General features: G+C 43.4%; 30 protein-coding genes and 3 tRNA genes. 18 read left to right on the top strand and 15 right to left on the bottom strand.

Going from position 1 to position 26,105, the window contains the following annotated elements; all coding sequences use genetic code 11:
• A partial coding sequence (locus L5L98_RS20675; RefSeq protein ID WP_263142520.1) for a transposase occupies window positions 1–126 on the bottom strand: 126 nt, incomplete at its 3' end.
• 746 nt (window positions 127–872) lie between these two features.
• Between L5L98_RS20675 and L5L98_RS20670 the strand changes: the two genes are divergently transcribed.
• From L5L98_RS20670 to L5L98_RS20655, 4 genes are all read left to right on the top strand, one after another.
• Entirely contained in the window at window positions 873–1,331 is a 459-nt protein-coding gene (locus L5L98_RS20670) for a hypothetical protein (RefSeq protein WP_113940432.1), read from the top strand.
• A gap of 184 nt (window positions 1,332–1,515) precedes the next feature.
• Window positions 1,516–1,725: a hypothetical protein gene (locus tag L5L98_RS20665; protein WP_263143221.1), complete on the top strand. Its 210-nt coding sequence runs from the start codon at window positions 1,516–1,518 to the stop codon at window positions 1,723–1,725.
• A 769-nt stretch (window positions 1,726–2,494) separates the two neighbouring features.
• A complete protein-coding gene (locus L5L98_RS20660; RefSeq protein ID WP_028759929.1) occupies window positions 2,495–2,680 on the top strand; it encodes a CsbD family protein in 186 nt (61 codons plus the stop codon).
• 157 nt (window positions 2,681–2,837) lie between these two features.
• Entirely contained in the window at window positions 2,838–2,990 is a 153-nt protein-coding gene (locus L5L98_RS20655; protein WP_311981184.1) for a DUF3309 family protein, read from the top strand.
• Between the two features lie 441 nt (window positions 2,991–3,431).
• Here the strand turns inward: L5L98_RS20655 and L5L98_RS20650 are convergent, their stop codons facing one another.
• The 4 genes from L5L98_RS20650 to L5L98_RS20635 form a co-directional block, all read right to left on the bottom strand.
• The gene (locus tag L5L98_RS20650; protein ID WP_028759930.1) at window positions 3,432–3,734 is read right to left on the bottom strand and encodes an encapsulin-associated ferritin-like protein; all 303 of its coding nucleotides are present in this window, start codon (window positions 3,732–3,734) and stop codon (window positions 3,432–3,434) included.
• Window positions 3,735–4,091: 357 nt separating this feature from the next.
• Window positions 4,092–4,168 (bottom strand) — tRNA-Val (locus L5L98_RS20645).
• A 38-nt stretch (window positions 4,169–4,206) separates the two neighbouring features.
• A tRNA-Val gene (locus tag L5L98_RS20640) sits at window positions 4,207–4,283 on the bottom strand.
• Between the two features lie 250 nt (window positions 4,284–4,533).
• The gene (locus L5L98_RS20635) at window positions 4,534–5,913 is read right to left on the bottom strand and encodes an MATE family efflux transporter (RefSeq protein WP_263143217.1); all 1,380 of its coding nucleotides are present in this window, start codon (window positions 5,911–5,913) and stop codon (window positions 4,534–4,536) included.
• Between the two features lie 33 nt (window positions 5,914–5,946).
• Here L5L98_RS20635 and L5L98_RS20630 point away from each other — a divergent pair, with 33 nt between their 5' ends.
• Window positions 5,947–6,570, top strand: coding sequence for a riboflavin synthase subunit alpha (locus tag L5L98_RS20630; RefSeq protein ID WP_263143214.1), 624 nt, complete (start codon window positions 5,947–5,949; stop codon window positions 6,568–6,570).
• Window positions 6,571–6,604: 34 nt separating this feature from the next.
• Here L5L98_RS20630 and L5L98_RS20625 read toward each other — a convergent pair whose 3' ends face one another.
• Together L5L98_RS20625 and L5L98_RS20620 are read right to left on the bottom strand one after the other, a co-directional pair.
• Complete coding sequence (locus L5L98_RS20625; protein WP_028759934.1) at window positions 6,605–6,805, bottom strand: CPXCG motif-containing cysteine-rich protein; 201 nt, start codon at window positions 6,803–6,805, stop codon at window positions 6,605–6,607.
• 241 nt (window positions 6,806–7,046) lie between these two features.
• Window positions 7,047–7,280 carry a hypothetical protein gene (locus L5L98_RS20620; RefSeq protein WP_263143210.1) on the bottom strand — a complete coding sequence of 78 codons (234 nt, stop codon included), beginning with the start codon at window positions 7,278–7,280 and terminating at the stop codon, window positions 7,047–7,049.
• Window positions 7,281–7,571: 291 nt separating this feature from the next.
• On the opposite strand from L5L98_RS20620, the gene thrS reads away from it, so the two are divergent.
• The 4 genes from thrS to rplT all read left to right on the top strand — a co-directional run bounded on the left by thrS (window position 7,572) and on the right by rplT (window position 10,698).
• Window positions 7,572–9,500, top strand: a complete 1,929-nt coding sequence (gene thrS, locus L5L98_RS20615; RefSeq protein ID WP_028759936.1) for a threonine--tRNA ligase — start codon at window positions 7,572–7,574, stop codon at window positions 9,498–9,500.
• A 3-nt stretch (window positions 9,501–9,503) separates the two neighbouring features.
• On the top strand, window positions 9,504–10,046 hold the full coding sequence (gene infC / locus L5L98_RS20610; protein WP_012089240.1) for a translation initiation factor IF-3: 543 nt from the start codon (window positions 9,504–9,506) through the stop codon (window positions 10,044–10,046).
• 84 nt (window positions 10,047–10,130) lie between these two features.
• Window positions 10,131–10,325 carry a 50S ribosomal protein L35 gene (rpmI, locus tag L5L98_RS20605; RefSeq protein WP_006081653.1) on the top strand — a complete coding sequence of 65 codons (195 nt, stop codon included), beginning with the start codon at window positions 10,131–10,133 and terminating at the stop codon, window positions 10,323–10,325.
• 16 nt (window positions 10,326–10,341) lie between these two features.
• Window positions 10,342–10,698, top strand: a complete 357-nt coding sequence (gene rplT, locus L5L98_RS20600; protein ID WP_006081652.1) for a 50S ribosomal protein L20 — start codon at window positions 10,342–10,344, stop codon at window positions 10,696–10,698.
• A gap of 250 nt (window positions 10,699–10,948) precedes the next feature.
• Here the strand turns inward: rplT and trxB are convergent, their stop codons facing one another.
• Together trxB and ald are read right to left on the bottom strand one after the other, a co-directional pair.
• The gene (trxB, locus tag L5L98_RS20595) at window positions 10,949–11,902 is read right to left on the bottom strand and encodes a thioredoxin-disulfide reductase (protein WP_011846834.1); all 954 of its coding nucleotides are present in this window, start codon (window positions 11,900–11,902) and stop codon (window positions 10,949–10,951) included.
• Between the two features lie 332 nt (window positions 11,903–12,234).
• Entirely contained in the window at window positions 12,235–13,350 is a 1,116-nt protein-coding gene (gene ald, locus L5L98_RS20590; RefSeq protein WP_028759938.1) for an alanine dehydrogenase, read from the bottom strand.
• Between the two features lie 179 nt (window positions 13,351–13,529).
• Here ald and lrp point away from each other — a divergent pair, with 179 nt between their 5' ends.
• The 7 genes from lrp to L5L98_RS20555 all read left to right on the top strand — a co-directional run bounded on the left by lrp (window position 13,530) and on the right by L5L98_RS20555 (window position 20,983).
• Window positions 13,530–14,036, top strand: a complete 507-nt coding sequence (lrp, locus tag L5L98_RS20585) for a leucine-responsive transcriptional regulator Lrp (protein ID WP_006081649.1) — start codon at window positions 13,530–13,532, stop codon at window positions 14,034–14,036.
• 342 nt (window positions 14,037–14,378) lie between these two features.
• A complete protein-coding gene (locus L5L98_RS20580) occupies window positions 14,379–17,147 on the top strand; it encodes a DNA translocase FtsK (protein ID WP_263143195.1) in 2,769 nt (922 codons plus the stop codon).
• 55 nt (window positions 17,148–17,202) lie between these two features.
• Window positions 17,203–17,829, top strand: a complete 627-nt coding sequence (lolA, locus tag L5L98_RS20575) for an outer membrane lipoprotein chaperone LolA (RefSeq protein ID WP_131525571.1) — start codon at window positions 17,203–17,205, stop codon at window positions 17,827–17,829.
• Between the two features lie 8 nt (window positions 17,830–17,837).
• A complete protein-coding gene (locus L5L98_RS20570; RefSeq protein WP_198573993.1) occupies window positions 17,838–19,169 on the top strand; it encodes a replication-associated recombination protein A in 1,332 nt (443 codons plus the stop codon).
• Entirely contained in the window at window positions 19,162–19,536 is a 375-nt protein-coding gene (gene crcB, locus L5L98_RS20565; RefSeq protein WP_028759942.1) for a fluoride efflux transporter CrcB, read from the top strand. Before L5L98_RS20570 ends, crcB begins: the two co-directional genes overlap by 8 nt.
• Before the next feature lie 18 nt (window positions 19,537–19,554).
• Window positions 19,555–20,841 carry a serine--tRNA ligase gene (serS, locus tag L5L98_RS20560; RefSeq protein ID WP_028759943.1) on the top strand — a complete coding sequence of 429 codons (1,287 nt, stop codon included), beginning with the start codon at window positions 19,555–19,557 and terminating at the stop codon, window positions 20,839–20,841.
• A gap of 19 nt (window positions 20,842–20,860) precedes the next feature.
• The gene (locus tag L5L98_RS20555) at window positions 20,861–20,983 is read left to right on the top strand and encodes a hypothetical protein (protein ID WP_028759944.1); all 123 of its coding nucleotides are present in this window, start codon (window positions 20,861–20,863) and stop codon (window positions 20,981–20,983) included.
• A gap of 99 nt (window positions 20,984–21,082) precedes the next feature.
• Here L5L98_RS20555 and L5L98_RS20550 read toward each other — a convergent pair whose 3' ends face one another.
• The 6 genes from L5L98_RS20550 to punR form a co-directional block, all read right to left on the bottom strand.
• Window positions 21,083–21,421, bottom strand: a complete 339-nt coding sequence (locus L5L98_RS20550) for a TusE/DsrC/DsvC family sulfur relay protein (protein WP_263143190.1) — start codon at window positions 21,419–21,421, stop codon at window positions 21,083–21,085.
• Window positions 21,415–21,696 (bottom strand): sulfurtransferase complex subunit TusB, encoded by a 282-nt coding sequence (gene tusB / locus L5L98_RS20545; protein ID WP_105252497.1) that lies wholly within the window; start codon window positions 21,694–21,696, stop codon window positions 21,415–21,417. The genes L5L98_RS20550 and tusB overlap by 7 nt, the downstream gene beginning before the upstream one ends.
• Window positions 21,696–22,052 (bottom strand): sulfurtransferase complex subunit TusC, encoded by a 357-nt coding sequence (gene tusC, locus L5L98_RS20540; RefSeq protein ID WP_028759947.1) that lies wholly within the window; start codon window positions 22,050–22,052, stop codon window positions 21,696–21,698. Before tusC ends, tusB begins: the two co-directional genes overlap by 1 nt.
• A 14-nt stretch (window positions 22,053–22,066) precedes the next feature.
• Complete coding sequence (gene tusD, locus L5L98_RS20535; protein WP_263143187.1) at window positions 22,067–22,456, bottom strand: sulfurtransferase complex subunit TusD; 390 nt, start codon at window positions 22,454–22,456, stop codon at window positions 22,067–22,069.
• A gap of 69 nt (window positions 22,457–22,525) precedes the next feature.
• Window positions 22,526–23,185: a Bax inhibitor-1/YccA family protein gene (locus L5L98_RS20530; RefSeq protein WP_028759949.1), complete on the bottom strand. Its 660-nt coding sequence runs from the start codon at window positions 23,183–23,185 to the stop codon at window positions 22,526–22,528.
• Between the two features lie 339 nt (window positions 23,186–23,524).
• Complete coding sequence (punR, locus tag L5L98_RS20525; RefSeq protein WP_028759950.1) at window positions 23,525–24,427, bottom strand: DNA-binding transcriptional activator PunR; 903 nt, start codon at window positions 24,425–24,427, stop codon at window positions 23,525–23,527.
• A 115-nt stretch (window positions 24,428–24,542) separates the two neighbouring features.
• Here punR and punC point away from each other — a divergent pair, with 115 nt between their 5' ends.
• Together punC and L5L98_RS20515 are read left to right on the top strand one after the other, a co-directional pair.
• Entirely contained in the window at window positions 24,543–25,814 is a 1,272-nt protein-coding gene (gene punC, locus L5L98_RS20520) for a purine nucleoside transporter PunC (RefSeq protein ID WP_263143185.1), read from the top strand.
• Between the two features lie 80 nt (window positions 25,815–25,894).
• Window positions 25,895–25,985, top strand: a tRNA-Ser gene (locus tag L5L98_RS20515).
• The last annotated feature ends 120 nt before the right edge of the window (window positions 25,986–26,105 follow it).

Below are 26,105 nucleotides of genomic sequence, written 5' to 3'. Positions count from 1 at the left end.
ATAAATTGACCTGTATAACTCCTTACCAAGGTTTCCTTTTAACATTTTAAAACGGTACTTCGGAGTCCAAACAATATGATATTTGCAACGCCAATAAACATGTGATGAACTTCTATAATCGCCCATGCTTTTCGTTTCCTCTTACTTGTGGTGAATAAGAAGTCTCTTTTAGCATGGGCATAATTCAGGCTATAGCCTCAAGGAACAATCACCACCGCCAGAGGCGGTGGTTTTGGGATGACAATAAAAGGAGTAGCCGAGTTATCGGCGACTCCTTTTATATCTTCTATTATTGTTATTCCCAATATTTTGATGGCTCGTTTAGTGCGTATTAACGACTCAGTACTGACATCGGTAAAAATTGGGCTAGCTCACCTATGGTTCGTTCCAAAATCTAATACTGTTATTAACTGAAAGCGGGAAGATGATGCCCTTCAATCTAGTTATGGAATGGCACATATTATATTGGTAGTTTTCCTTCTTTCTTGTGCGCATTGTATTGTCAACAATCAGTGCGGCAACGAACAGAGTCAATAGAAAAATATAGGTATACTCATGTCATTAGCCTCATTACAAGGTTATGGCTTATCGCCAGCTTTTTAAGCTAAAGACCAGATGTTACATAAATTAAGCCGTTGTTGGACTTATAAAGTATTTTATGTTGATGACAAGTTGTTAACAATTCATATCATTAATAATAGACATAAGTGTTTGACTATTTAGTCAATAATCATTTCAAAACTGCACTTTTAATGAGACATAATGTCATAGTAAATATAGGCTTGTTTAGTAAGTTTATTTTCATCAATGCATAGAAAAGTGATTCATTTTTCACAGTAAAGACCAAGGACTCCCGTTTTGAGGAGAATAATATGCAAATAGAAACGCTTTATGATGTTATGCAATGGACTAGAAATATACACCAACAGCTGCATGCATTTGCGGCACATTGCGCACTTACAAATGATAGCGAAAGAAGCGGATTACTGTTGGAGTATATTTCAGCCCACGAGCAAAAAATGGCTCTGGTTATCAGACAGTTCGAAGATAATGGCAATAGCAATGCACTTAACACTTATTGTCGGCATTATTATGAAAAAACCGCTATTCCTTTTAACACCATAGGTGAACATCCGTTTAAGAGGATGGATACCGATGAAATAGCGATGGCCACACTTGAGTATCATAAAAATATTGTAGGGCTGTTTGAATATCTACAAAACTGCAGTTCTGCACCTTCCGTAACAGAATTTCTTAGCAATATACTGTCCCTTGAAGAAGCTGAAAAGCGATTACTGGCACGTAATATGAAACAAATCGATGACTTCTAGTATGTCTGCTAAAAATCACATCCTTGTACCTATTGCTCGGTGTAGCTTCGGTATTTATTCTGTAGTTCAGATATTGAAATCTTGACTTCATGTGGGTAACAAGTAGATCTGCCATCACAATAATTATTGATTAGCCTTGAAACTAGAGTGTATGACTTAAACTGCCACATTATTAAGGATTAACATGAATCAACCCCTGAACATTGATTACTATTCTGATATTCTTTGTGTGTGGGCTTGGGTTGCACAACAACGTATTGAGGAGTTAAATCAAAAGTCAGCACAACAAAATCTACAAGGCAGTCCAAGTTATATTATCGACGAAGGTAGACAAATATTTTATGGTAACGTAGGTTATCGTGTTCTTCTTGCGAATATAGAAGCATTATTGTAAAAATCAGCAGTCGAGGCTAGTTGGTGCTAAAAACCTTAGACTACCAACTGTGGTTCTCTAAGTTCTACAAGATGCTATGAACACCTCTAGACCATTTTAACGTTTTTAGAGTTATACCTCTTAGTTCCTTCTTAGTTTAGCCACTGAATACTCATATTCATATTTTTAATGGCATCTATGACATACGCAAATGTAGCTATATTAGGTATCAGATGATGTTTTAAGTTAAATTATGTATTAAAATATTTATAATGTGTACGCTATCGCACAGACACACTTTTAGATAAATTATAAATTGGATACAGAGTTTAGATTGATATGCCTTTAATGGGTAAATTTTATCTTAATAAGATATTTTATGTTATTTATCTTGATGTTGTGGCTCATCATTAGGATGTCGTTTAGTTGGAAAATCACTAGGTAATTAAATAATGGAATTCAGTCATGGTTAATACTAGATTTCAGTAAATAAAATGATCGCCACAAAATATTTTCCTATTTAAACCAATGTCATATTGTAGCATTAATACCTAAGTTGACACGGTATGATTGATGTGGAGCCAGTCACACAATTTTATGAAAACACCGCGGAATTAATTTTAGCCTAATTTCTATGTCGCTTTACTGATATTTTACCAACTAAGATTTTTACTAAAAATATTTAGATGTTTACTAAACGCTATTTACTAAAAATGAACAATGACTCATAGCTGATTGTTAGCGATCATTATTATTTAGATGTTATATCAACAACAAAAGGAAATTGACCATGAACAAAGACCAGATAGAAGGTTCAATAAAAGACGCAGCAGGCAAAGTGCAGCAAAAAATTGGTGAGATCGTTGGCAACCCGAAACAGCAGATGAAAGGGGTTCAGAAACAGATAAAAGGTAAAACTCAAAAAGCAATTGGTAATGTAAAAGAAGCTGCTAAGGATGCCGAAAAACACAGTTGATGTCAGAGGCTTTTACAATTAAGTAAGCACCTTAAGCATAAAGTTTGGCAGCTTTATGTGGGTATTTAAAAGGATCTTAGTCTGTAGTGCTCAAGTCATATTGATTAAGATTTCTGGTTCGAGTTATATCCATAATGTCTAGGAGACTCTCATGAGTATAGGAACAATATTATTGGTGGTTTTGATTCTGATGCTGATCGGTGTGGCTCCGACTTGGCCACACAGTAAGAGCTGGGGGTACGGCCCGAGCGGTGGATTAGGTTTGGTAGTATTGATCCTCGTTATATTCCTTCTACTCGGTAAAATTTGAGCGATAAAGCCTAAGTGATGTATGACTTCAATATTGAGTCATCATTTCTAATTGCCGTAGGTAGCTAAAAATAGTGAGTGATGTTTTTAGTCGTTTAAAAATGGCTGACATCGCTCGTTTTTCTTGTACGGCAGTGCTCGCTATACTGAGATTGAAAGGTTCTGTACGCCTAGCGAGATATCTCGTTAAGGTAGCATTAGGTGAAGTCCTTCACGCTAAAAATGAAAGTCACTAAGTCCGTAGAATACAGTGTCCGTAGTAATACAGTTTGCACGCTAGTATTCTGCAAGACTGTTTGCACGCTAGTATTCTGCAAGACTGTATGAAATGAGCTAAATGGTGCAATAACACATGCAGAGGTTTGTATTATAAGAACGGCAACTTAGTGGCTAAAGGCGTTTGCTCACGAAAATGGCTTGCTCAAACAGCCAGATTGAATACTTATTTGTGAACAATAGGTGTGTGAGCAACAGGCGTATCTGTAAAAAGGTAATGTTTTAGCTGTTTATCAAAGCTCGGATCTTGTCTCCTTATCCATTCTTGTAGCATTGCAGCATGTTCTTTTTCTTCGTCTCGATTATGTATAAGTATCTCTCTCAACTCATTATTTTTGCACGCATCAACTCTTTGGTTATACCAGTCTATTGCTTCAAGCTCTTCCATCAGTGATGTAAGTGCACGGTGCATGTCCTTGGTTTTATCGGTGAGTTCAGTAATGGGTTCATGATAACCTTCATTCGACATTGGGATTTCCTCGCTAAATGCAGATAGGATCGCTCACTATTGAGCGGTGATGATAATTGCAGATGATTGTCTGAACGCTATTTTCAACGAACAGACTTTGAATGCATTATTCTGCGACCTTAACCGTCGAGTGTCTGTTCGATGCCGTACTTAGTCAAAAATTTTTAGGCAGCTCGTTTAAAAGGATTGGAGAGGGCGCAGAAATACCACTGCGAATATTTGATTTAGCACTGGATATTACTTTGGATTTTGAACTTTGAGATATTTGGGAATGAATTTTAAATAAAAAAACAAAGGTAGATTAATTGTATTTAGCTTGATAAGCAGAGCGGGATTAATGAAATACATAATAAGAAATGGTACACCCGAGTGGACTCGAACCACCGACCCCTACCATGTCAAGGTAGTGCTCTAACCAACTGAGCTACGGGTGCACTGTTTGAATTTCACTTTTTATACTCTGTGAAGAGAGTGGTACACCCGAGTGGACTCGAACCACCGACCCCTACCATGTCAAGGTAGTGCTCTAACCAACTGAGCTACGGGTGCATCGCAAAATTTAACAAGCTATTCAAAAGCGTTGCGCCTTGGAACGAGCGCTATATTAGGGGCATAGCGCAGGGCTGGCAAGCAAAAAAAACAAATTTGTCGTCAAATGGTGAATTGCTGTGCAACTTGCCCAGTGTTTCAACAACGCCGCCGATAAAACCGCAATTTCTTATTCGCTTTACTTCAGAGAATGCATCGAAATCAAACTGATAAACCAAAAGGCGAGCACTGTCGCTCGCCATTAATGCAATCAATGGTGAACACTGTCACCTTCAATAAGGCTCAAATGCACGCCATGCTTTTGGATGTAACGCAGACGAATGAAAAATAACAGCGCTGCTGAGGTCAAGCCCGCAATCAATCCTGCCCAGAATCCATGGGCGCCCATCGCGGGAACGATATGGTCCGTATAAGCTAAGGTATAACCGATTGACATACCAATCCCCCAGTAGGAAAACAGCGTGATATAAAAGGCGCTGCGTGTATCTTTATAACCGCGAAGAGCACCCGCTGCGACCACTTGAACTGAATCAGATAATTGATACAGGGCTGCCATCAACATCAAGCTGCCGGCTAAGGCAACCACTTCAGGATCACCATTATAAAGTTTCGCAATTTGGAATCTAAATAATACGGTCAAGACCGCTGTCGTTAGAGCAAGGGATAGTGCCAGCCATAAGCCCACTTTAGTGACCACCGCGGAAATATCGGCGCGATCACGGCCTAAGTAATAACCAATCCGAATCGATACCGCGATACCTATCGATAACGGCAGCATAAATACGATGGCAGAAAAGTTGAGCGCAATCTGGTGACTTGCGACCACTGTTGCGCCAAGTGGCGCGAGTAACAGCGCTATGATGGCAAATAAACTCACTTCAAAAAACAGCGCCATTGCTATCGGCATGCCGAGTTTGGTCATTTTCTTCATCGTTTCAAAGTCTGGACGATGAAATTTACTGAAGGGAGCTAAAGCCGCGAATTTTTTATGTAACTGCATGTAAATGGTCATGGCAACTAGCATGGCCCAGAATACGAGAGCAGTGGCGATACCACAGCCTGCGCCGCCCATGGCCGGTACGCCAAAGTGTCCATAAATAAAAATATAGTTAGCGGGGATATTTACGGCTAGACCGACAAAACCAATGACCATGGTCGGTAAGGTATAGGATATACCTTCACTGCAGCCACGTAGCACTTGATAAAGCACAAATGCGGGTGCGCCCCATAAAATACCGTCGAGATATCCTATGGTTAAGCGGTATAATTCGGGTTCTAAATCCATATGGCTAAGCACAAAGGGCGCAGATGCGAGGAAAACCATCACGCCAATGCCGCCAATGATGGCAAGATAGGCACCTTGAAAGGCCAAAGGTTGGATGGCTTTTTGATTATTCGCTCCATTGTAGTGGGCAAATAAAGGCGTAAAAGCCATCAGTAAACCTTGGACGAACAGAATAGCGGGTAACCAAAGGCTAGTGCCGACTGCAACAGCGGCCATATCAACCGCGCTAACACGGCCCGCCATAACGGTATCAATAAAGCCCATCATGGTCTGAGTGACCTGAGCTATTAGCACCGGCAGCGCCAATTGGATTAAACGTTTGGCTTGATAGCCTGAATGATTCATAAATACAGCCTTTAACGATTAAGCGAGCAGAAAATGTTTACAGGTATAGTTCAAGCCACCTGCGAGGTGGTTGCAATACATAAGAAAGATGGCCTAAATACCCTTGAGGTAGCGTTCGAACCTGATTTGCATGAGGGACTTGCGATTGGTGCAAGTGTGGCAAATAACGGGGTATGTCTTACTGTGACTCAGGTCGTTGATGATAGGATATTTTTCGACGTAGTGGAAGAGACCTTGCGACTGACGAATCTGGCTAATTTGTCTATAGGTCAAAGCGTCAATGTTGAGCGTTCGTTAACTTTTGGTAGTGAAATTGGTGGCCACATTCTCTCTGGCCATATCCATACTAAAGCCAAAGTCATCGATATTAGCCATACAGAACAGCATTATGATCTGACACTGGGCATTGAGCCTAAATGGATGGATTACATTTTTTATAAAGGTTTTGTTGGCGTTAATGGCTGTAGTTTAACGGTTGGCGAGGTGAGTGACTCCGGTTTTAAGTTGCACTTAATTCCTGAAACCCTAAAACTGACCAATTTAAGCCAGTGCAAAGTGGGGGATGAACTCAATATCGAGATCGACAGCCAAACGCAAGTTATCGTCGACACAGTCGAGCGCGTGCTGGCCAGGCGTTTTAACGAACAAGCACGTTAGTTTCGTGACATCGCAGCGGGTAGTGCAATCTCGTTTAATAGATTTGCTCGTCGTCTGAATCGATATACAGCTCAACCGTCCGTCTCGATTCATCGATGTGTAAGCGTAAGTGAATCGGATTACAACAAATTCGGCAGTCATCGTAATAATCTTGGTCTCCACAGCTGGCATCGATACTGATATCTTGATGGTGCCCGCAGTGGGGACAAGCAATAACTTTGTTCATGACTCTCATGGTGCAACTCCTTATCGCCAATAGAGCGAATCGCTCTGCTCAATCAACGCATCTCACACTTCGTACGCTTATATTGTCTGCGCTTTGTCGATATTCGAAACCTGAGTGCGCTTTATGTGCTTCCTATTTGAGTATACAGCAGAGTGCAGTGCACTGACTTAGATGAAGTCGGTCTCAAAACGCAGCATGATAGACCTTCTGGTTAAATATTTTCTTGTTGGATCATTATCTCTTCTAAAAACTAGTCCTTTACCGTCACTAACCCCTCCATTTCACTGCTATGTAACACGCCATCGCGGGCATTTTGGGTAATATCCAGCGTTAAAAGCTGCATTTGTTGCTCAAGTTCACTTTTAATATCAACGAGTAACTCTTGAGTATCAATCAAAGATTTGCTTGTGCTTTTCACCTGAGGCTCAGGTAAAGCGGTTGCAGTGTGCGTGAGCGCCACAGCCAGTAGAATGCAGTTCAACATATCAACTCCCTTGTCATGTTTTCAGTGATGCCCAATAAACTGGCGCTAGAATAGGGGAGTTAGATGACCAAGAAGTTACCAAGACACTGCAAAATCATGAATTTGCTTTTTGTTTCCAATCCCAATTCTGGTCAATATGCTTGCGCCTTTTAGCTACAATCCCTTAGAATAAACACCCTGCTACGCAAGGCGGCTAAGACTCCTGTACTGTCTTAACCTAGCGAGCATTTCTCTTACATTAACTAAAACCAAGTGGCCCTACGTGTGGGTCACCACTGGAAAGGACATTTCATGCCTGTAATTACACTTCCCGATGGTAGCAAACGCGAGTTTGCTCATGCTGTATCGACCCTCGATGTTGCCGCCGATATTGGCCCTGGTTTAGCGAAAGCTTGTATCGCTGGCCGCGTTAATGGCGAATTAAAAGATGCTTGCGATCTCATTGAAACCGATGCTGAGCTATCAATCATTACCGCCAAAGACGAAGAAGGTGTTGAAATTCTTCGCCATTCTTGCGCGCATTTATTAGGTCACGCGATTAAGCAAATGTGGCCAGAAACCAAGATGGCGATTGGTCCTGTTATCGATAATGGCTTCTACTATGATATCGACCTTGAGCACAAGTTGACTCAAGATGACATCGACGCATTAGAAAAGCGCATGCTTCAACTGGCAAAAACCAACTATGACGTAGTAAAACGTGTCGTTAGTTGGCAAGAAGCCCGTGATACATTCGCTGCGCGCGGTGAAGATTATAAGATTGCCATTCTGGATGAGAACATCAGCAAAGACGCGACGCCTGCGCTGTATCATCACGAAGAATACACTGACATGTGTCGTGGACCGCACGTACCTAACATGCGTTTCTGCCAGCATTTTAAATTAATGAGCATTGCCGGCGCTTACTGGCGTGGCAACTCAGAAAACAAGATGTTGCAACGTATCTATGGTACTGCTTGGGCAGATAAAAAAGCCCTGAGCACACACTTAACCCGTCTTGAAGAAGCGGCTAAGCGTGACCACCGTAAAATCGGTAAGCAGCTCGACTTGTATCACATGCAAGAAGAAGCACCGGGTATGGTGTTTTGGCATAACGACGGTTGGAGCATCTTCCTCGAATTAGAAAGATTCATTCGCCGTAAGCTAAACCAATACACTTATCAAGAAGTAAAAGGCCCATTAATGATGGACCGCGTGTTGTGGGAACGTTCTGGTCACTGGGATAAATACTCAGAAGCCATGTTCACGACCAGCAGCGAAAACCGCGAATACGCCATCAAACCAATGAACTGCCCAGGCCACGTGCAGATCTTCAACCAAGGGTTGAAATCTTACCGCGATCTGCCATTACGTATGGCGGAATTTGGTTGCTGTCACCGTAATGAACCTTCAGGCTCGTTACACGGATTAATGCGTGTGCGTGGCTTTACGCAAGACGACGCCCATATTTTTTGTACTGACAGCCAAGTTCAAGAAGAAGTGAGTGCCTGTATCCAGATGGTTTACGATACTTACGCCACCTTCGGCTTTGAAAATATCGTAGTAAAACTGTCTACTCGCCCAGAGAAACGTATCGGTGACGATGCGATGTGGGACAGAGCGGAAGAAGCACTTAAGCAAGCTCTGCGTGCCAATAATATTGAATTCACTATTTTGCCTGGCGAAGGTGCGTTCTACGGACCAAAAATCGAATTTACTTTACACGATTGTTTGGACCGAGCGTGGCAATGTGGTACTGTGCAGCTCGATTATGCGTTGCCAAGCCGTCTTGGTGCAACTTACGTTGCCGAAGATAACAGCCGTCAGACCCCAGTGATGATCCATCGTGCTATTTTAGGCTCTTTGGAACGATTCTTGGGTATCTTGATAGAAGAATATGCAGGACGTTTCCCAACTTGGTTAGCCCCAATGCAAGTTGTCGTGATGAATATCACCGATAAACAGGCTGATTATGTTGAAGAAGTCGTGAAATTCTTCAAAGAACAAGGTATTCGAGCGTCTTTTGACTTGAGGAATGAGAAAATAGGCTTTAAAATACGCGAGCACACCTTAAGGCGTGTCCCTTATTTGTTGGTCGTTGGCGATCAAGAAATGGAAAATAAGGAAGTAGCGGTGCGTACCCGTGATGGTATCGATTTAGGTAAGATGCGACTTGAAGATTTCGCCACTAAAATCCATCAACAGATTTCGCTCCGTAGTCTCAAATTGTTGGAGGAATAGGTCATAAAGATCAAAAAAACAGCAGGGCGTCAGCCGGCCCCTAATAGAATCAATGAAGAAATCACAGGTGTACCAGAAGTACGCTTAACAGGCATTGATGGTGAAGCTATTGGTGTGGTAAGCATCAGAGATGCTCAGAATTTGGCAGATGAAGCAGGTGTAGACCTAGTTGAAATCAGCCCAAATGCTGAACCTCCAGTATGTCGCATTATGGACTACGGTAAGTTCCTTTTTGATAAGGCTAAGTCAGCCAAGGAACAAAAGAAGAAGCAAAAGCAGGTTCAGGTCAAGGAAATTAAATTCCGTCCTGGAACTGACGAAAACGACTATCAGGTAAAACTACGCAACCTGATACGTTTTCTGGAAGACGGGGACAAAGCGAAAATTACGCTTCGTTTCCGAGGTCGCGAAATGGCACACCAAAACCTGGGTATGGATCTATTGAACCGTATCAAGGCTGATTTGGACGAGTATGCGGTTGTTGAATCTTTCCCGAAAATGGAAGGCCGACAAGCAATTATGGTGCTAGCACCTAAAAAGAAATAAGTAGGGCAAAACTTAAAGTAGCAAAGGTCTATGGCCTTTGCTCGCCTTGCTTTTTATTAAACATCCCAATGCGGAGTTTTAGAAATGCCTAAAATGAAAACAGACAAGGGTGTAGCGAAGCGTTTTAAGAAAACCGCTAATGGTTTCAAGCGCAAGCAAGCACACTTACGTCACATTTTGACGAAAAAAAGCACTAAACGTAAACGTCACTTACGTGCCAAATGTTTAGTATCAAAAGCTGACGTTCCAGCAATCGCGCGTCAATTACCTTACGCTTAATTTAGGAGATTAGAAAATGCCAAGAGTTAAGCGTGGTGTAACCGCTCGTGCTCGTCACAAGAAAGTTTTAAAACTAGCTAAAGGTTATTATGGCGCTCGTAGCCGTACTTACCGTGTTGCTGTTCAAGCAGTAACTAAAGCTGGTCAATATGCTTACCGTGACCGTCGTCAGAAAAAACGTCAATTCCGTCAACTTTGGATTGCACGTATTAATGCTGCCGCTCGTCAAAATGGTCTGTCTTACAGCCGTTTCATCAACGGTCTGAAAAAGGCGTCTATCGAAATCGATCGTAAGATTTTGGCTGACATCGCTGTATTCGATAAAGTTGTATTTGCAACTTTAGTTGAAAAAGCAAAAGAAGCGTTAAACTAAGAAATTAGTTTGTTGCTGTAGAAAAGGGACCATTTGGTCCCTTTTTTTGTGCGCCATTTTAGGCTTAACCCAACCTAAACACTTATAAGCGCTCATTTAACTGGTACAAGATTAAGAATCGGTGAAGGAAAGACATGTGCGTGAACAATGTCGATTGGCACAGCCCGCAAAAATTTTTGCTATTGCTTAACAATTTTGACCTAAAAAAATAGCAGGCTAAGCCTGCTATTCGTTGAAAAATCGAGTCTAGTTACTTTTTAGCGTCTAAATAACGCTCTGCATCGAGTGCGGCCATACAGCCTGTGCCCGCAGAAGTAATCGCTTGACGATAATGTTGGTCCATCACATCACCACAAGCATAAACACCTTCGATACTGGTTTGCGTGGCGTTACCTTGCAAACCGCTCTGTACTTTTAAATAACCGTGGTTCATTTCCAACTGGCCTTCAAAAATACCGGTATTAGGACTGTGACCAATGGCGACGAACACACCAGCAACGGCTAAGTCAGTGATCGAGCCATCTTTAGTGCTCTTCATCTTCAGGCCGTTCACACCCATAGCATCACCAACTACTTCATCCATGGTTTGATCTAAGTGAAGGATGATGTTGCCATTGGCAACTTTGTCCATCAGACGGTCGATCAGAATTTTTTCTGAGCGGAAGGTGTCACGACGGTGGATCAGATGAACTTCAGCGGCAATATTGCTTAAGTACAATGCTTCTTCAACGGCAGTGTTACCGCCACCTATCACAGCGACTTTTTGATTGCGATAGAAGAAACCATCACAGGTCGCACAGGCTGATACGCCGCGGCCCTTGAATGCTTCTTCTGACTCTAATCCTAAGTAACGGGCAGAAGCGCCAGTTGCGATGATCAGTGCATCACAGGTGTACTCGCCATTGTCGCCTTTCAAGCGGAAAGGGCGCTCGGTTAAGGTGACTTCGTTAATGTGATCGAACAAGATTTCAGTATCGAACTTTTCAGCATGCTTCTGCATACGTTCCATCAAGGCTGGACCCGTTAAGTCGTCCGCGTCACCTGGCCAGTTTTCAACTTCAGTCGTCGTGGTTAATTGACCGCCTTGCTGCATACCTGTGATCATCACAGGTTTTAAATTCGCACGCGCAGCATAAACGGCTGCGGTATATCCTGCTGGGCCTGAACCCAAAATCAATAAGTTACAATGTCTGACCTGGCTCATTTTTATCTCCGTGCCTTTAGCAAATTGCAAGGATTGTAGGGAATTTACCTGTGGGGGTAAAGTGTTGGAGGGCGATTCTTTTAGATTGCACTAATCGAGTCCATCCGTTTTAGTATGGAGAGTGTCAGTTTTACTTTACTGTGAATAAATAGCTTAAGTGTGAACCACGAAATGAAGCACGGGATGAGCTTGTATAAATATGATGGTGCGATCGTAGTGGAGCCTATTTCTACCCAATAAAAAATCGGCCTCAATAGTATCGAGACCGATTTGAATTACATACTAAGTAAAGCCAGCTTAAATCCACATAAAAAGTTAAGTTAATTAAAAACTTATACTAATAGTGTCGCAGGAGATGTGAACGCTAAGTTTAGGGCGTGAGCCACTTCCTTACACACCACTTTACCGTGCATGACGTTTAAGCCATTAAGAAAATGCTTGTCTTGCAACAGCGCTTCTTTATAGCCTAAATTTGCTAACTTGAGAATGTACGGTAAGGTTGCATTATTAAGCGCAAATGTTGAAGTACGAGCGACCGCACCAGGCATATTTGCAACACAGTAATGCACAACATCATCAACGATATAGGTAGGATCTTGGTGAGTAGTGGCATGTGAAGTTTCAACACAACCGCCTTGATCGATCGCCACGTCAACGATAGCGCTGCCAGGTTTCATACGTGAAATCATGCTACGAGTAACTAATTTTGGCGCCGCAGCACCAGGAATTAGTACACCACCGATCACAAGATCGGCCTCAATAACATGACGTTCAATTGCATCCGCAGTTGAGTAAATGGCTTTTACAGCAGAACCGAATTGCACATTTAAACGACGTAGAGCATCAATACTGCGATCAAGCACAACAACATCAGCACCCATGCCAACTGCTACTTGTGCTGCATTAGTACCAACCATACCGCCGCCAATAATGACGACTTTAGCAGGCTCAACCCCCGGTACGCCGCCCAGCAACATACCGCGGCCACCAGAAGATTTCTCTAATGCCATAGCGCCAGCTTGGATTGACATACGACCAGCGACTTCAGACATAGGAGCAAGCAAAGGCAGGCCACCACGATCGTCTGTCACAGTTTCGTAAGCGATACATACGGCACCACTTTTGATTAAATCTTCAGTTTGCGGTAAATCTGGAGCAAGATGCAGATAAGTAAATAAAATCTGATCGTGACGCAACATAGCGCGTTCAACTGCTTGAGGCTCTTTTACTTTTACAATCATCTGCGCTTTAGCAAAAACTTCAGCAGCAGTCGCTAAAATTGTGGCGCCAGCATCAATATAATCTTGATCTGAAAAACCAATACCTATGCCTGCATTTGTTTCAACAAAAACGTCGTGACCTTTGATCGCCAACTCGCGAACACTAGAAGGAACCATACCGACACGATATTCGTGGTTTTTAATTTCCTTGGGAACACCAATAATCATCTTTGAGCCTCAATTGCCTGAAATCCCACTTTTAATGGGCATAATTGTTATTTTATCGTGACCTGAACGTGATTAATTCAGGGATATCTAGTATAGTATCGGCGACGCAGTTTATGCTGCTGAACTTTCGGCATACGTAGAATAAAATGTTGTTTTAGTGATAAAGCAAGGTTAAATAAATGGCATATAATAAAAAGAGTCCTGTAAAAGACTTGGATCGCATCGATCGCAACATTCTTAATGAACTACAACTTGATGGCCGCATTTCAAATGTGGAATTGTCAAAAAGAGTCGGACTAAGTCCAACTCCGTGTTTAGAAAGAGTAAAACGTCTCGAAAAGCAAGGTTACATCAATGGCTATACCGCATTGGTGAATCCTCATTTCTTGGGTGCATCCCTACTGGTATTCGTGGAAATCACATTAAGCCGTGATACTCCCGAAGTGTTTGATAAGTTTAACCGTGCAGTGCAACTACTAGATGATATTCAAGAATGTCATCTGGTTTCAGGCGATTTTGACTACTTACTGAAAACTCGTGTTTCAGATATGTCGGCTTATCGTCGCTTGTTAGGTGAAACTTTATTGAAATTACCTTCTGTTTCCGACACGCGTACTTATGTTGTGATGGAAGAAGTTAAGCACACCAGTCGTGTAGCGATAAATCATCTACTCTCAGATATCTAAATTACCCTGATTGTTTGGTTTTACAATAAGGGGCTTAGGCCCCTTATTTATCAGTAACGTCGATATATCCATCTCATTTAACGCTTATTGCTATTAGCCTTGTATTGCCCTTAAGTTTGCTAACTTAGGGGCTTCTTTTTGTGGCATTTTTAAACAAATTTGTTAACGGAAGTGTTTGTGTAATAACTCATTCCTCCCTAAAAGCACACTAAAACACCTCAATAGACTAAATTTTGCCAATCATGACCAATTCTGTATAGAAAAACAGGCTAATGTGCTCCACATTTAGTGGGATTCTGGTATCGTTAGCCCACCTGTTTTCACTTTTATGGATTACGTCGTTTGTCTCAAGGAAATAGTGTACGCACGCTCACTGGCCTGCAACGTCTGCTGGAAGGCGGACTCATCATTTGTTGTGTTCTCGCCACTTATATTTTGCTCGCATTGACGAGTTTTAGTCCGTCTGATCCTGGTTGGAGTCAGTCGCATTTTCAAGGCGATATTAAAAACTGGACCGGGGCAGTAGGGGCTTGGATTGCCGATATTCTGTTATATTTCTTCGGCGTTACGGCTTATATCATGCCAATCATTGTCGCATCGACAGGTTGGTTATTGTTCAAACGTGCCCATCATTTACTTGAAATTGATTACTTTTCTGTGGCCCTGAGATTGATTGGATTTTTACTGATCATTCTAGGATTTTCTGCTTTGGCGAGTATGAATGCCAACAACATCTACGAGTTTTCGGCAGGCGGAGTGGCGGGTGATGTCATAGGCCAAGCCATGTTGCCGTATTTTAATAAACTCGGCACTACCTTATTACTGCTGTGTTTCTTGGGCTCAGGCTTTACGCTGTTGACTGGGATTAGCTGGCTGACTGTGGTCGAGAAAATCGGCTTAGTCTCTATTTGGATTTATAAAAAGTTAAAATTATTGCCGCAAGCGATGAAGCGTGAGCATGAAACCGAGGATACCCGTGGTTTTATGTCCGTGGTGGATAAGTTTAAACAGCGCCGTGAATCCCAATATGTGCTAGAAAAGCCCCCCATAGTTGAAAAGCCTAAGGTGCGTGAGCGTCATATTGGTCGTAGAGCTGAGATAACCCCAACGCTATATGCTGCCACTGATGATATGGTCATTGAACCAGAAGGTATTATTACTGAAACTGAGAATAATTCGTCGCCAAAAAACAAACTATCGGCGCTTGCAAAAATTCTGAGCTTGAATGGCAGTAAAAGTAAGAGTGCACAACGGGTTGAGCCACAAATCGATAATGATGATTTGGCCGCCCATGGCAATTTTGAAGCGCCACCTTGGTTAGCTGAGCCTCAACATTCAAATGCCAATGAGCAAGACAGTGCCGATTTTAATTCGCATTCATTCGATCATGATGACAATGAGCCAGTGTTTAGCAGTCAAGCATTTACAGAAGATGAGGATGATGATGAAAGTCTAGGTTTTAGCGATGATGACGTCATTGATTTTGATACTAAAGTGTCAACAGGTGCAGTGAATCAAGCGCAGCGTAATAAGCAAGATCAAAAAGCTAAAATTGTCGATGGCATTGTGGTATTGCCAGGACAAGAAGATAAACCCGCACCGAAAAAACCGATGGATCCTCTGCCGAGTATTAACTTGCTCGACATACCTGACCGTAAGAAGAATCCGATCAGCCCAGAGGAATTGGATCAAGTCGCCCGCCTTGTTGAGCTTAAACTGGCCGATTTCAACATCATCGCCAATGTAGTGGGTGTGTATCCAGGTCCTGTGATCACACGCTTTGAATTAGAATTAGCGCCGGGCGTTAAAGCGTCAAAAATCTCTAATCTATCAAAGGATTTAGCTCGTTCATTACTGGCTGAAAGTGTGCGCGTGGTTGAAGTTATTCCGGGTAAGGCTTATGTCGGACTCGAATTGCCCAATAAATTCCGCGAAACCGTGTTTATGCGCGATGTGTTAGATTGTGCCGCCTTTACTGAGAGTAAATCCAACTTAACTATGGTGTTAGGCCAAGATATTGCTGGTGACCCCGTTGTTGTTGATCTTGGTAAAATGCCACATTTATTGGTAGCCGGTACTACAGGCTCTGGTAAGTCTGTGGGTGTAAACGTGATGATCACCAGCTTACTGTATAAGTCTGGCCCAGAAGATGTACGCTTTATCATGATCGACCCCAAAATGTTGGAATTGTCTGTCTATGAAGGTATTCCGCATTTGCTATGTGAAGTCGTGACCGACATGAAAGAAGCTGCCAATGCGCTGCGTTGGTGTGTCGGCGAGATGGAACGTCGCTACAAGCTGATGTCTATGATGGGCGTGCGTAACATCAAGGGCTATAACGCTAAAATTGCCGAAGCGAAAGCCAATGGCGAAGTGATTTTAGATCCTATGTGGAAGTCATCCGACAGCATGGAGCCTGAAGCGCCTGCGTTAGATAAGCTGCCATCGATTGTTGTCGTGGTCGATGAATTTGCTGACATGATGATGATTGTTGGTAAAAAAGTTGAAGAGTTGATTGCCCGTATTGCCCAAAAAGCGCGTGCTGCAGGGATACATTTGATCTTGGCAACCCAAAGACCGTCAGTGGATGTGATCACAGGTTTGATTAAGGCCAACATTCCCACACGTATGGCGTTCCAAGTGTCATCTCGTATCGATTCGCGCACCATTTTAGATCAACAGGGTGCCGAAACCTTGCTTGGTATGGGTGACATGTTATTTTTGCCACCGGGTACCGCGGTACCGAATCGTGTTCATGGTGCGTTCGTTGATGATCATGAAGTTCACCGTGTCGTTGCCGACTGGTGCGCCCGTGGCAAACCGCAATATATCGAAGAAATCCTCAACGGTGCCAGTGATGGTGAACAAGTATTATTGCCTGGTGAAACCGCTGAATCAGACGAAGAATATGATCCGTTATACGATGAAGCAGTCGCCTTTGTGACTGAAACTCGTCGCGGCTCGATTTCAAGCGTACAGCGTAAATTTAAGATTGGTTATAACCGTGCAGCCCGCATTATTGAACAGATGGAAGCACAAGGTATTGTTTCTGCTCAAGGCCACAACGGTAACCGTGAAGTCTTAGCGCCGCCAGCACCAAAACATTATTAAGCCGCGCTAAGGCGTAGCTTTGATACACCCAAGGGTTTACAGGGTAAGGAATAAAATGAAAAAACGATTATGCGCTGTGTTGTTAGCTTCACCTTTGCTATTTAGCGCGGCTGTGTTTGCCGATGATGCGCAGCAGCTCAGGGAAAAATTGATTGGTACCGCTTCACTAAAAGCCGATTTCAAACAAACCGTAACAGATGTCAATAAAAAGGTTATTCAAACGGGGTCTGGCATTTTTGCCTTAGCGTATCCGAATCAATTTTATTGGCATTTAACCCAGCCCGATGAATCGCAGATTGTCGCTGATGGTAAAGATTTGTGGATCTACAATCCTTTCGCCGAGGAGGTGGTCATCATGGATTTTGCTGAAGCAATCAATGCATCTCCCATCGCATTGCTCGTCCACCGCGACGATGCGACTTGGTCACAGTATTCAGTGTCCAAGAAACAAGATTGCTATGAGATCAAACCTAAGGCGATTGATTCGGGCATATTGTCCGTCAATGTGTGTTTCAAAAATACCCAGTTAGTCAACTTTAATGTTGCCGATGATAAAGGTAATTTAAGCCTGTTTGATTTAAGCAATCAGCAAGCCATCACAAATAAAGACAAAGCCTTGTTCACCTTTGTGATCCCAGACAGCGTCGATGTTGATGATCAACGTCGTAAAGCAGCGCATTAGGCTATCGCGTGAGCAGTTTATCGTTTAATTTTGCACCCGATTTTCGTCCCTTGGCCGCACGCATGCGGCCAAGAACGATTGGCGAGTACATAGGTCAAGCCCATTTACTGGGTGAGGGCCAACCACTACGCAAAGCATTGGAAGCTGGGCGCGCCCATTCCATGATGTTGTGGGGACCGCCGGGCACAGGTAAAACAACCTTAGCTGAATTAATCGCACATTATTCAAATGCTCACGTTGAGCGCATTTCCGCGGTCACCTCTGGCGTTAAGGACATTCGCGCCGCGATTGAGCAAGCAAAAGCCGTTGCAGAATCCCGTGGCCAACGTACTCTATTGTTTGTCGATGAAGTCCACCGATTTAATAAGAGTCAGCAGGATGCCTTTCTGCCATTTATTGAAGATGGCACAGTGATCTTTATCGGCGCGACCACAGAAAATCCGTCTTTTGAAATCAATAATGCCTTACTCTCGCGGGCAAGGGTCTATCTTATCAAGCGCTTAAGCCATGATGAAATCGCCCATATAGTGACTCAAGCCTTAAACGATAACGAGCGCGGTTTAGGCCTACGACAATTTGTAATGCCAACCGATGTGCTCACCACATTGGCACAACTTTGTGATGGTGATGCCCGTAAAGCGTTAAATCTTATTGAGTTGATGAGTGATATGCTCATCGACGGTGGCACCTTTACCACTGAAATGTTAATTCAAGTGGCGGGGCACCAAGTTGCTGGTTTTGATAAGAACGGTGATCAGTTTTACGATTTAATCTCGGCTGTACATAAATCCATTCGCGGATCAGCACCTGATGCCGCGTTGTATTGGTTTTGTCGAATATTAGAAGGCGGTGGCGATCCGCTTTACGTGGCAAGGCGCTTACTGGCGATTGCCTCTGAAGATGTGGGCAATGCCGATCCTGCGGCGATGACAATCGCACTAAATGCCTGGGATTGTTTTCACCGTGTTGGCCCCGCCGAAGGTGAGAGAGCAATAGCACAAGCCATTGTTTATCTTGCCAGTGCGCCTAAGAGCAACGCTGTGTATACCGCATTTAAGGCGGCGCGTGCGTTAGCTCGCGAAACAGGGCAAGTCGAAGTGCCGCACCATTTACGCAATGCACCGACTCAGTTAATGAAAGACATCGGCATGGGAGCTGGGTATCGATATGCCCACGATGAAGCCAATGCCTATGCCAGTGGTGAAAATTATTTCCCCGAATCCCTGCAAACAGCACAGTTTTATTTTCCGACTGAGCGAGGGTTTGAGAAGCGGATCAAAGATAAATTGGCGCAATTAGCCCAGTTAGATCAAGCCAGTGAGAACAAAAGATATGACTAACATCTTATTAGTGGCTTTCGGCGGGTCAATTGGAGCAGTTTTACGCTATCTTATTTCAATATTCATGATCCAAGTATTTGGCAGCAGTTTTCCTTTTGGTACACTGTTGGTTAATGTTATAGGTTCATTTTTTATGGGCGTAATTTACGCTCTGGGGCAAATGAGTCATATCAGCCCTGAACTCAAAGCGCTTATAGGTATCGGTCTATTAGGTGCTTTGACAACGTTTTCGACTTTCTCTAATGAAACCTTGTTGCTGATGCAAGAAGGGGATTGGCTGAAGGCGATTTTGAATGTGGTGTTGAATCTAAGTCTATGTTTATTCATGGTGTACTTAGGTCAACAACTGGTTTTTTCTCGCATTTAACTATTAAGAATATATCACATGTTAGATCCTAAATTTTTGCGCAACGAATTAGAAGTTACCGCTGAGCGACTGGCTACCCGTGGCTTTATTTTAGACATAGCTCATCTCATTCAATTAGAAGAAAAGCGTAAGTCACTGCAAGTGGCTACCGAAGAATTACAAGCGTCGCGTAATGCCATCTCCAAATCCATTGGCCAAGCTAAAGCCCGTGGTGAAGATGTTGACGCAATCATGGCGCAAGTGGGCGATTTAGGTTCACAGTTGGATGCCAAAAAGATTGAACTGGCCGCTGTACTTGAAGAAGTCAATGCCATTGCCATGTCTATGCCTAACCTGCCTGATGAATCAGTACCAATGGGTGCCGATGAAACAGAGAACGTTGAAGTGAGACGTTGGGGGACGCCACGCACTTTTGATTTCCCGATTAAAGATCATATCGATTTAGGTGAAGGCTTAAACGGCTTAGATTTTAAAAATGCCGTTAAAATTACTGGCTCACGTTTCATCGTAATGAAAGGCCAAGTCGCCCGCTTAAATCGCGCCATTGGTCAGTTCATGTTGGACTTACATACCACAGAGCACGGTTATACCGAAGCCTATGTGCCATTACTGGTTAACGAGGCAAGCTTACTCGGCACAGGCCAGCTACCTAAGTTTGGTGAAGACTTATTCCACACTAAACCTGCGACTGAAGAAGGCCAAGGCTTGAGCCTTATCCCAACCGCAGAAGTGCCATTAACGAACTTAGTTCGCGATAGCATTGTTGATGAAGACGAGCTGCCAATAAAGTTAACTGCGCATACTGCATGTTTCCGCAGCGAAGCGGGCTCATACGGCAAAGATACCCGTGGTCTGATCCGTCAGCACCAATTCGATAAAGTTGAAATGGTGCAAATTGTTAAGCCTGAAGATTCAATGGCGGCACTTGAAGCGCTGACTGGTCATGCTGAAACCGTGCTGCAGCGTTTAGGTTTACCGTATCGAACTGTGATTTTATGTACTGGCGATATGGGCTTTGGCTCAAGCAAAACCTACGATATCGAAGTCTGGTTACCAGCACAAAATACCTATCGTGAGATTTCTTCTTGCTCAAACATGAAGGATTTCCAAGCCCGTCGTATGCAAGCGCGTTACCGTGTGAAAGCAGATAATAAGCCTGCGCTATTGCATACGTTAAACGGCTCAGGTTTAGCTGTAGGTCGTACTTTAGTGGCTATTTTAGAAAACTATCAAAATGCTGATGGCAGTATCACAGTCCCTGAAGTTCTGCGTCCTTACATGGGCGGTTTGACTCAAATAGGCTAATGGAACACAAAATAATACTATGGATAAAGGCCAGCGCTATCTCCGTTGGCTTTCCTATACCGCTGTGATTGCAGTATTTTTTGCTGTAATGCTTGCCACCGTAGGCAAAGCCATCTGGGTTGTGTTAGAAAACGTCAAATAACCCTATCAACTTTGTTCAAGTAAAAAGAAAGGCATGTTTCCCAAGGGAACATGCCTTTTTGTTTGTGTCATGTTTACGTGACGACTTAACCCTATGCCATTAAATACACTTAGCTGGTTTGGGCAGGCCCGCGATTTTCGTTGCTTGTTTCGCAGGTCCAATCGGGAATAGGGTATATAAGTATTTTGAATTGCCTTTGTCTGGTCCTAAGGCTTGGCCAATGGCTTTAACTAATACACGGATAGCAGGGCTCGTTTTATATTCGAGATAGAAATCTCGAACAAAGTTAATCACTTCCCAATGGGCTGGCGTAAGTACAATTTGCTCTTCTGCCGCTAACAACAGGGCTATATCGGGTTGCCAATCGTTAAGATTTTTTAAATAACCTTGATGGTCACGGGCGATTTCTGCGCCATTAAATTGCAATGGATTTACCACGTTATCACCTTGTCATGGAGTAATGATTGAGCCACAAACTCATTGTAATCGATAAGCATGACGTTCTTTAAACGTTCGGATAGGCCACGTGCGACAACATCGTCTTTTAAGACCATCAACTTGAAGGGCGATAATGCCATTGCCCACTGGCGCAGCAGTAACGCGTTAACGCCATCGCTCGATAATAAAATCGCATCTTCCTTACAGGCGTAACGTAAACAAAGTTTCAGCGCGCTATCTCGACTGGGAGATGTTTGAATATGATGTAAAATCATTAGAATACTAAGACCTCATCCACTTGGTTTAAATGGGCTGCGATGGCTTCATCGTTGACGACTGTCACTGGGATCGACAGTAAGCCATGGCTTAAGCCGTAATCGGCTAAGGATTGCTTACAGACAAATACAGATCCAATATCATACAGCGGCAGTGCTTTAAAGGTGGAGATGTAATCTTTAGCACCGATAAGCTCAGGCTGTTGATCTTTAATCAAATGCAACACACCTTCATCCACAAACACTAAACTCACTTCTTGTTCGAAGCTAGCGCTAAGCAGGGCAAGATCTAAACCTTCGCGGCCACGAACAGTACCATGTGGCGAGCAGCGAAATAGAATACACAATTTTTTCATAGTAGCCCTGAGAGTTAAAAACTGATCAAACGATCGGCCGATTCAATACCTGTGATTAGCTCACCTAAACCGCCCATGATAAATGACTCGCCCACATTCCAGTAGCTAAGGCCATTCTCGCGGGCATCTTGCTGACTCACAATGCCGCGACGTAGCGCTGCAGACACGCAATTGACTAACGGGACCTGATGGGATTGCGCCAGCTGTTTCCAGTCACTGATCACATCGTTTTCATCGGAGGCGGGTAAGCTTAAATCTGTGGAGTTATACACGCCATCTTGATAAAAAAACACACAGATAATCTGATGCCCAGCTAAAAGTGCAGCTTGGGAGAAGCGTAAGGCGTTAACACTCGCCGACGTGCCATAAGCGGGCCCGTTCACTTGGATAATAAATTTGCTCATTTAAAATAAAAATGGCCCTAAAAGTAGGGCCATTCTAACGCAAGTTAAGCTAAAAATCGCTAACTAGGATTAGTCATCGTTGCCTATGCCCATCAGGTGCAACAGCGCGATGAAGAGGTTTAAGAAGTCTAGGTATAATGAGATAGTCGCGCGAATGTAGTTAGTTTCGCCGCCATTGACGATACGGCTAGTATCAAACAGGATAAAACCTGTCATCAGTAACGCCAAGCCTGCGTTAATTGCCATAAAGGCAACACTGTTACCCATAAAAATATTAATCACAGCGGCGGCGATCACCACAATCAAGCCGGCGAACAAGAATCCACGTAGGAAAGAGAAATCTTTCTTAGTGGTCACGGCATAGGCTGATAACGCAACGAAAATCACTGACGTTAACCCCAGTGCTTGCATGATCAGCTGTGGACCGTTTGCCATACCCGCGTAGTGATTGAGCATGTAGCCCAGTGAAGCACCTTCCATACCCGTAAAGGCAAACACCCAGAAGATACCCGCTGCAGACTCGGCTTTACGTAAAGTGACAAACAACAGTACTAGGCCACCAATCGATAAACCAATGGAGACTAATGGACTGATATTTAATGCCATTGCCAAACCCGCACACAGTGCAGAGAAGGCCAATGTCATCGATAACAGCATATAAGTGTTTTTAAGAAGTTTGTTCACTTCCAGTGTTGACGCACTCGTCGAATATAAGGTTTCTTGGGTCATGTTGATCTCCGTTGACACATTTCCAAACTGATCATTTTGATTTTTTACAGCACACTAAGTTCCCGTAAAATCCTAAAATGAACTTAACTGGTGCAATGATACCGTACATGAGATACGGGTGAAAGTCATAGAACCATGAATAACAAATTGTTAATCTTCAAAATTTTACTCAATTATTTATTTCAACTTTAACTGCAAAGCATAAAAAATAAGATTCTTGTATCTGCGTCTTCATCCACTATGAAGGTAAAGATTTAGTCTGTACATAAGCAGACGATACACAATCACATTCAATGCTGATTTCAATGACTAAATCAGCATATTGAGTTTAAACCAAGCTTAAGCCAGCCATTCTTTGTGCAATTTTTCAGTATCGCCAAGATATTCCAGCACCCAAGCGAGAGCAGGCGACATCTTGTCAGCATTCCAGGCCAAGCAACAAGGGCTTGTCTGCTTTGGATTTTCCAGTTGTTTTTCAACAAGCGCACCCGCCTTAATAAACACGCTCGCTAAATGCACTGGCATATAACCGACGCCTAAACCTTCGCGGAAACAGTTAATGGCACGGATCCAATCAGGTACGACTAACCTGCGTTGATTCTCTAGCAACCAAGTCATACGTTTTGGAATTTCCCGAGAGGTATCTTCTAAACAAATCGAGGGAAAAGGGCGCAGCTCATCGTCACTTAATGGGCGGTCAATACTGGCCAAGGGATGATTTTTACTAACAAGAAACGCCCACTCAATATCCCCCATGTCTTTATATTGGTAAACACCACCGACTGGAATTGCGGTTGTCGCACCAATAGCAATATCACTGCGACCCGTGGCGAGCGCTTCCCAAACCCCGTTAAAGACCTCAATGCGAATAATTAATTCAATATCATGGAAGTGTCGATAAAAGTCAGCAATTAATACGCTGATCCTGTCGGCACGGACGATATTATCAAGGGCTATGGACAAGGTGGGTTGCCAACCATTTGCCACGCGCTGAGTGCCACGTTTCATCTCGTCCATCTGCGTGAGCAAGGTTCTGGCTTGCTTCACAAAATGTTCACCCGCTGGTGTTAATGTTACGCTGCGATGATGCCGTTCAAAAAGAATGACGCCGAGTTCTTCTTCTATTTGCTTGACCGCGTAGCTCACGGCAGAGGGCACTTTATGTAGCCGATTCGCCGCCGCGGTGAAACTACCTACACGAGCCACAATATCAATGAGTTCTAGCGCTTGTTCTGAGAGCATAACTGACGTCCATTCCAATGAAAATAATTGATAGCACAAGTCAAAAATAAACGTTTCCAATAAATTTAACAAGTCTTTAGACTGCACACTTTAGTCAATCTGACCCGATTATTTTATGAAAACGTCTAGTAACACCTTTGTAAACATAAAGTTCTTTATGTTTCTATTCTATTTAGCCATGTTGAGCATGCTTGGCTTTATTGCCACTGACATGTATTTGCCTGCTTTCAAAGCAATTGAAGGCTCATTTAACAGCACACCATCACAGGTGGCGATGTCACTGACCTGTTTCCTTGCGGGTCTTGCCTTAGGTCAGCTACTTTATGGCCCCTTAGTCAATAAAATCGGCAAACGTTGGGCATTGATCTTTGGCCTTGTTTTATTTGCCATTGCTAGCGTGTTTATTGCCAACAGTGATTCTATATTAATGCTCAATACCGCGCGCTTCTTCCAAGCGATTGGCGCCTGTAGTGCAGGGGTTATTTGGCAAGCGATTGTGGTTGAGCAATATGATGCCGATAAAGCCCAAGGTATTTTCAGCAACATTATGCCATTGGTCGCATTATCGCCTGCATTAGCACCGATCCTTGGCGCTTATATTCTGAACCAATTAGGCTGGCGTGCAATCTTTATCTCCTTGTGTGTTATCGCTTTTCTGCTGGTATTGATGACCTTGTACTTTGTTCCAGGCAAGAGTCAACATAAACACAGTGAACATGTCGCTGTATCTTATGGGCAAATTTTGAAAAACACCCGCTATTTAGGCAACGTCGTGATCTTCGGTGCCTGTTCCGGTGCTTTCTTTGCCTACCTAACTGTGTGGCCGATTGTGATGGAAATGCACGGTTATCAAGCGACTGAAATTGGGTTAAGTTTTATCCCGCAAACCATCATGTTTATTGTCGGTGGTTATGCGAGTAAGTTACTGATAAAACGCATTGGCGGGCATCAAACACTCAATATCTTGTTGTCGATTTTCGCAGCCTGTGTTATTTCAATCATCATGTTCACGCTGATTTATCCCGCGAGCACGATTTTCCCACTGCTGATTTCGTTCTCTATTTTAGCGGCGGCCAATGGTGCAATTTATCCAATAGTAGTTAACAGCGCGCTACAGCAGTTTAGTCAGAATGCCGCTAAGGCCGCAGGATTACAGAACTTCTTACAGATCAGCATTGCCTTTGGGGCATCTAGCTTAGTTGCTATGTGGGCAAGCCTAGGTGAAGTGGCGATTGGTTGGGGTATCCTATGTTGCGCTATCTTAGTGGTGGCCGGCTATATACTTAAGAGTCAACAAGAGTGGGGCGACTTTGCCAAACATTTCACTAAGCCAGATCCCGCACGGGTAGGCATAATGTCCGATGTGAAGCAAAATCCAGCGGATTGAGTGTAATAGCAACAATTGGCGCATAATTGAGAGTTAGTGCTTTACAGTCAACAGACTTACTTATATTATGCGCCTCGTTCGGAGGGGTGGCAGAGTGGTTTAATGCACCGGTCTTGAAAACCGGCGTGGGTTTATAGCCCACCCAGGGTTCAAATCCCTGCTCCTCCGCCATATTTTACGGAAAAGCCATCAGCAATGATGGCTTTTTTGTTTATATAATTTGAACCCTAGGTTCCTCATTCTAAGCTCAGTTCCTCCGCCAGATTTCGTCAAAAAAGCTGCTAAGCAATT

Source organism: Shewanella sp. SM23 (genome assembly GCF_025654295.1).
Taxonomy (GTDB): Bacteria; Pseudomonadota; Gammaproteobacteria; order Enterobacterales; family Shewanellaceae; genus Shewanella; species Shewanella oncorhynchi.
This window is presented reverse-complemented; position numbering and strand designations above follow the sequence as displayed.

What these genes read in the sequence shown, in the direction of transcription:
- punC (WP_263143185.1), top strand. Translation starts at nt 24,543, where the DNA reads ATGAAAACGTCTAGTAACACCTTTGTAAACATAAAGTTCTTTATGTTT.
- thrS (WP_028759936.1), top strand. Translation starts at nt 7,572, where the DNA reads ATGCCTGTAATTACACTTCCCGATGGTAGCAAACGCGAGTTTGCTCAT.
- trxB (WP_011846834.1), bottom strand. Translation starts at nt 11,902, where the DNA reads ATGAGCCAGGTCAGACATTGTAACTTATTGATTTTGGGTTCAGGCCCA.
- tusC (WP_028759947.1), bottom strand. Translation starts at nt 22,052, where the DNA reads ATGAAAAAATTGTGTATTCTATTTCGCTGCTCGCCACATGGTACTGTT.
- lrp (WP_006081649.1), top strand. Translation starts at nt 13,530, where the DNA reads ATGGCATATAATAAAAAGAGTCCTGTAAAAGACTTGGATCGCATCGAT.
- L5L98_RS20665 (WP_263143221.1), top strand. Translation starts at nt 1,516, where the DNA reads ATGAATCAACCCCTGAACATTGATTACTATTCTGATATTCTTTGTGTG.
- L5L98_RS20660 (WP_028759929.1), top strand. Translation starts at nt 2,495, where the DNA reads ATGAACAAAGACCAGATAGAAGGTTCAATAAAAGACGCAGCAGGCAAA.
- tusB (WP_105252497.1), bottom strand. Translation starts at nt 21,696, where the DNA reads ATGATTTTACATCATATTCAAACATCTCCCAGTCGAGATAGCGCGCTG.
- ald (WP_028759938.1), bottom strand. Translation starts at nt 13,350, where the DNA reads ATGATTATTGGTGTTCCCAAGGAAATTAAAAACCACGAATATCGTGTC.
- L5L98_RS20650 (WP_028759930.1), bottom strand. Translation starts at nt 3,734, where the DNA reads ATGTCGAATGAAGGTTATCATGAACCCATTACTGAACTCACCGATAAA.
- serS (WP_028759943.1), top strand. Translation starts at nt 19,555, where the DNA reads ATGTTAGATCCTAAATTTTTGCGCAACGAATTAGAAGTTACCGCTGAG.
- tusD (WP_263143187.1), bottom strand. Translation starts at nt 22,456, where the DNA reads ATGAGCAAATTTATTATCCAAGTGAACGGGCCCGCTTATGGCACGTCG.
- punR (WP_028759950.1), bottom strand. Translation starts at nt 24,427, where the DNA reads ATGCTCTCAGAACAAGCGCTAGAACTCATTGATATTGTGGCTCGTGTA.
- L5L98_RS20670 (WP_113940432.1), top strand. Translation starts at nt 873, where the DNA reads ATGCAAATAGAAACGCTTTATGATGTTATGCAATGGACTAGAAATATA.
- L5L98_RS20530 (WP_028759949.1), bottom strand. Translation starts at nt 23,185, where the DNA reads ATGACCCAAGAAACCTTATATTCGACGAGTGCGTCAACACTGGAAGTG.
- crcB (WP_028759942.1), top strand. Translation starts at nt 19,162, where the DNA reads ATGACTAACATCTTATTAGTGGCTTTCGGCGGGTCAATTGGAGCAGTT.
- rpmI (WP_006081653.1), top strand. Translation starts at nt 10,131, where the DNA reads ATGCCTAAAATGAAAACAGACAAGGGTGTAGCGAAGCGTTTTAAGAAA.
- L5L98_RS20625 (WP_028759934.1), bottom strand. Translation starts at nt 6,805, where the DNA reads ATGAGAGTCATGAACAAAGTTATTGCTTGTCCCCACTGCGGGCACCAT.
- L5L98_RS20635 (WP_263143217.1), bottom strand. Translation starts at nt 5,913, where the DNA reads ATGAATCATTCAGGCTATCAAGCCAAACGTTTAATCCAATTGGCGCTG.
- rplT (WP_006081652.1), top strand. Translation starts at nt 10,342, where the DNA reads ATGCCAAGAGTTAAGCGTGGTGTAACCGCTCGTGCTCGTCACAAGAAA.
- lolA (WP_131525571.1), top strand. Translation starts at nt 17,203, where the DNA reads ATGAAAAAACGATTATGCGCTGTGTTGTTAGCTTCACCTTTGCTATTT.
- L5L98_RS20620 (WP_263143210.1), bottom strand. Translation starts at nt 7,280, where the DNA reads ATGTTGAACTGCATTCTACTGGCTGTGGCGCTCACGCACACTGCAACC.
- L5L98_RS20630 (WP_263143214.1), top strand. Translation starts at nt 5,947, where the DNA reads ATGTTTACAGGTATAGTTCAAGCCACCTGCGAGGTGGTTGCAATACAT.
- L5L98_RS20555 (WP_028759944.1), top strand. Translation starts at nt 20,861, where the DNA reads ATGGATAAAGGCCAGCGCTATCTCCGTTGGCTTTCCTATACCGCTGTG.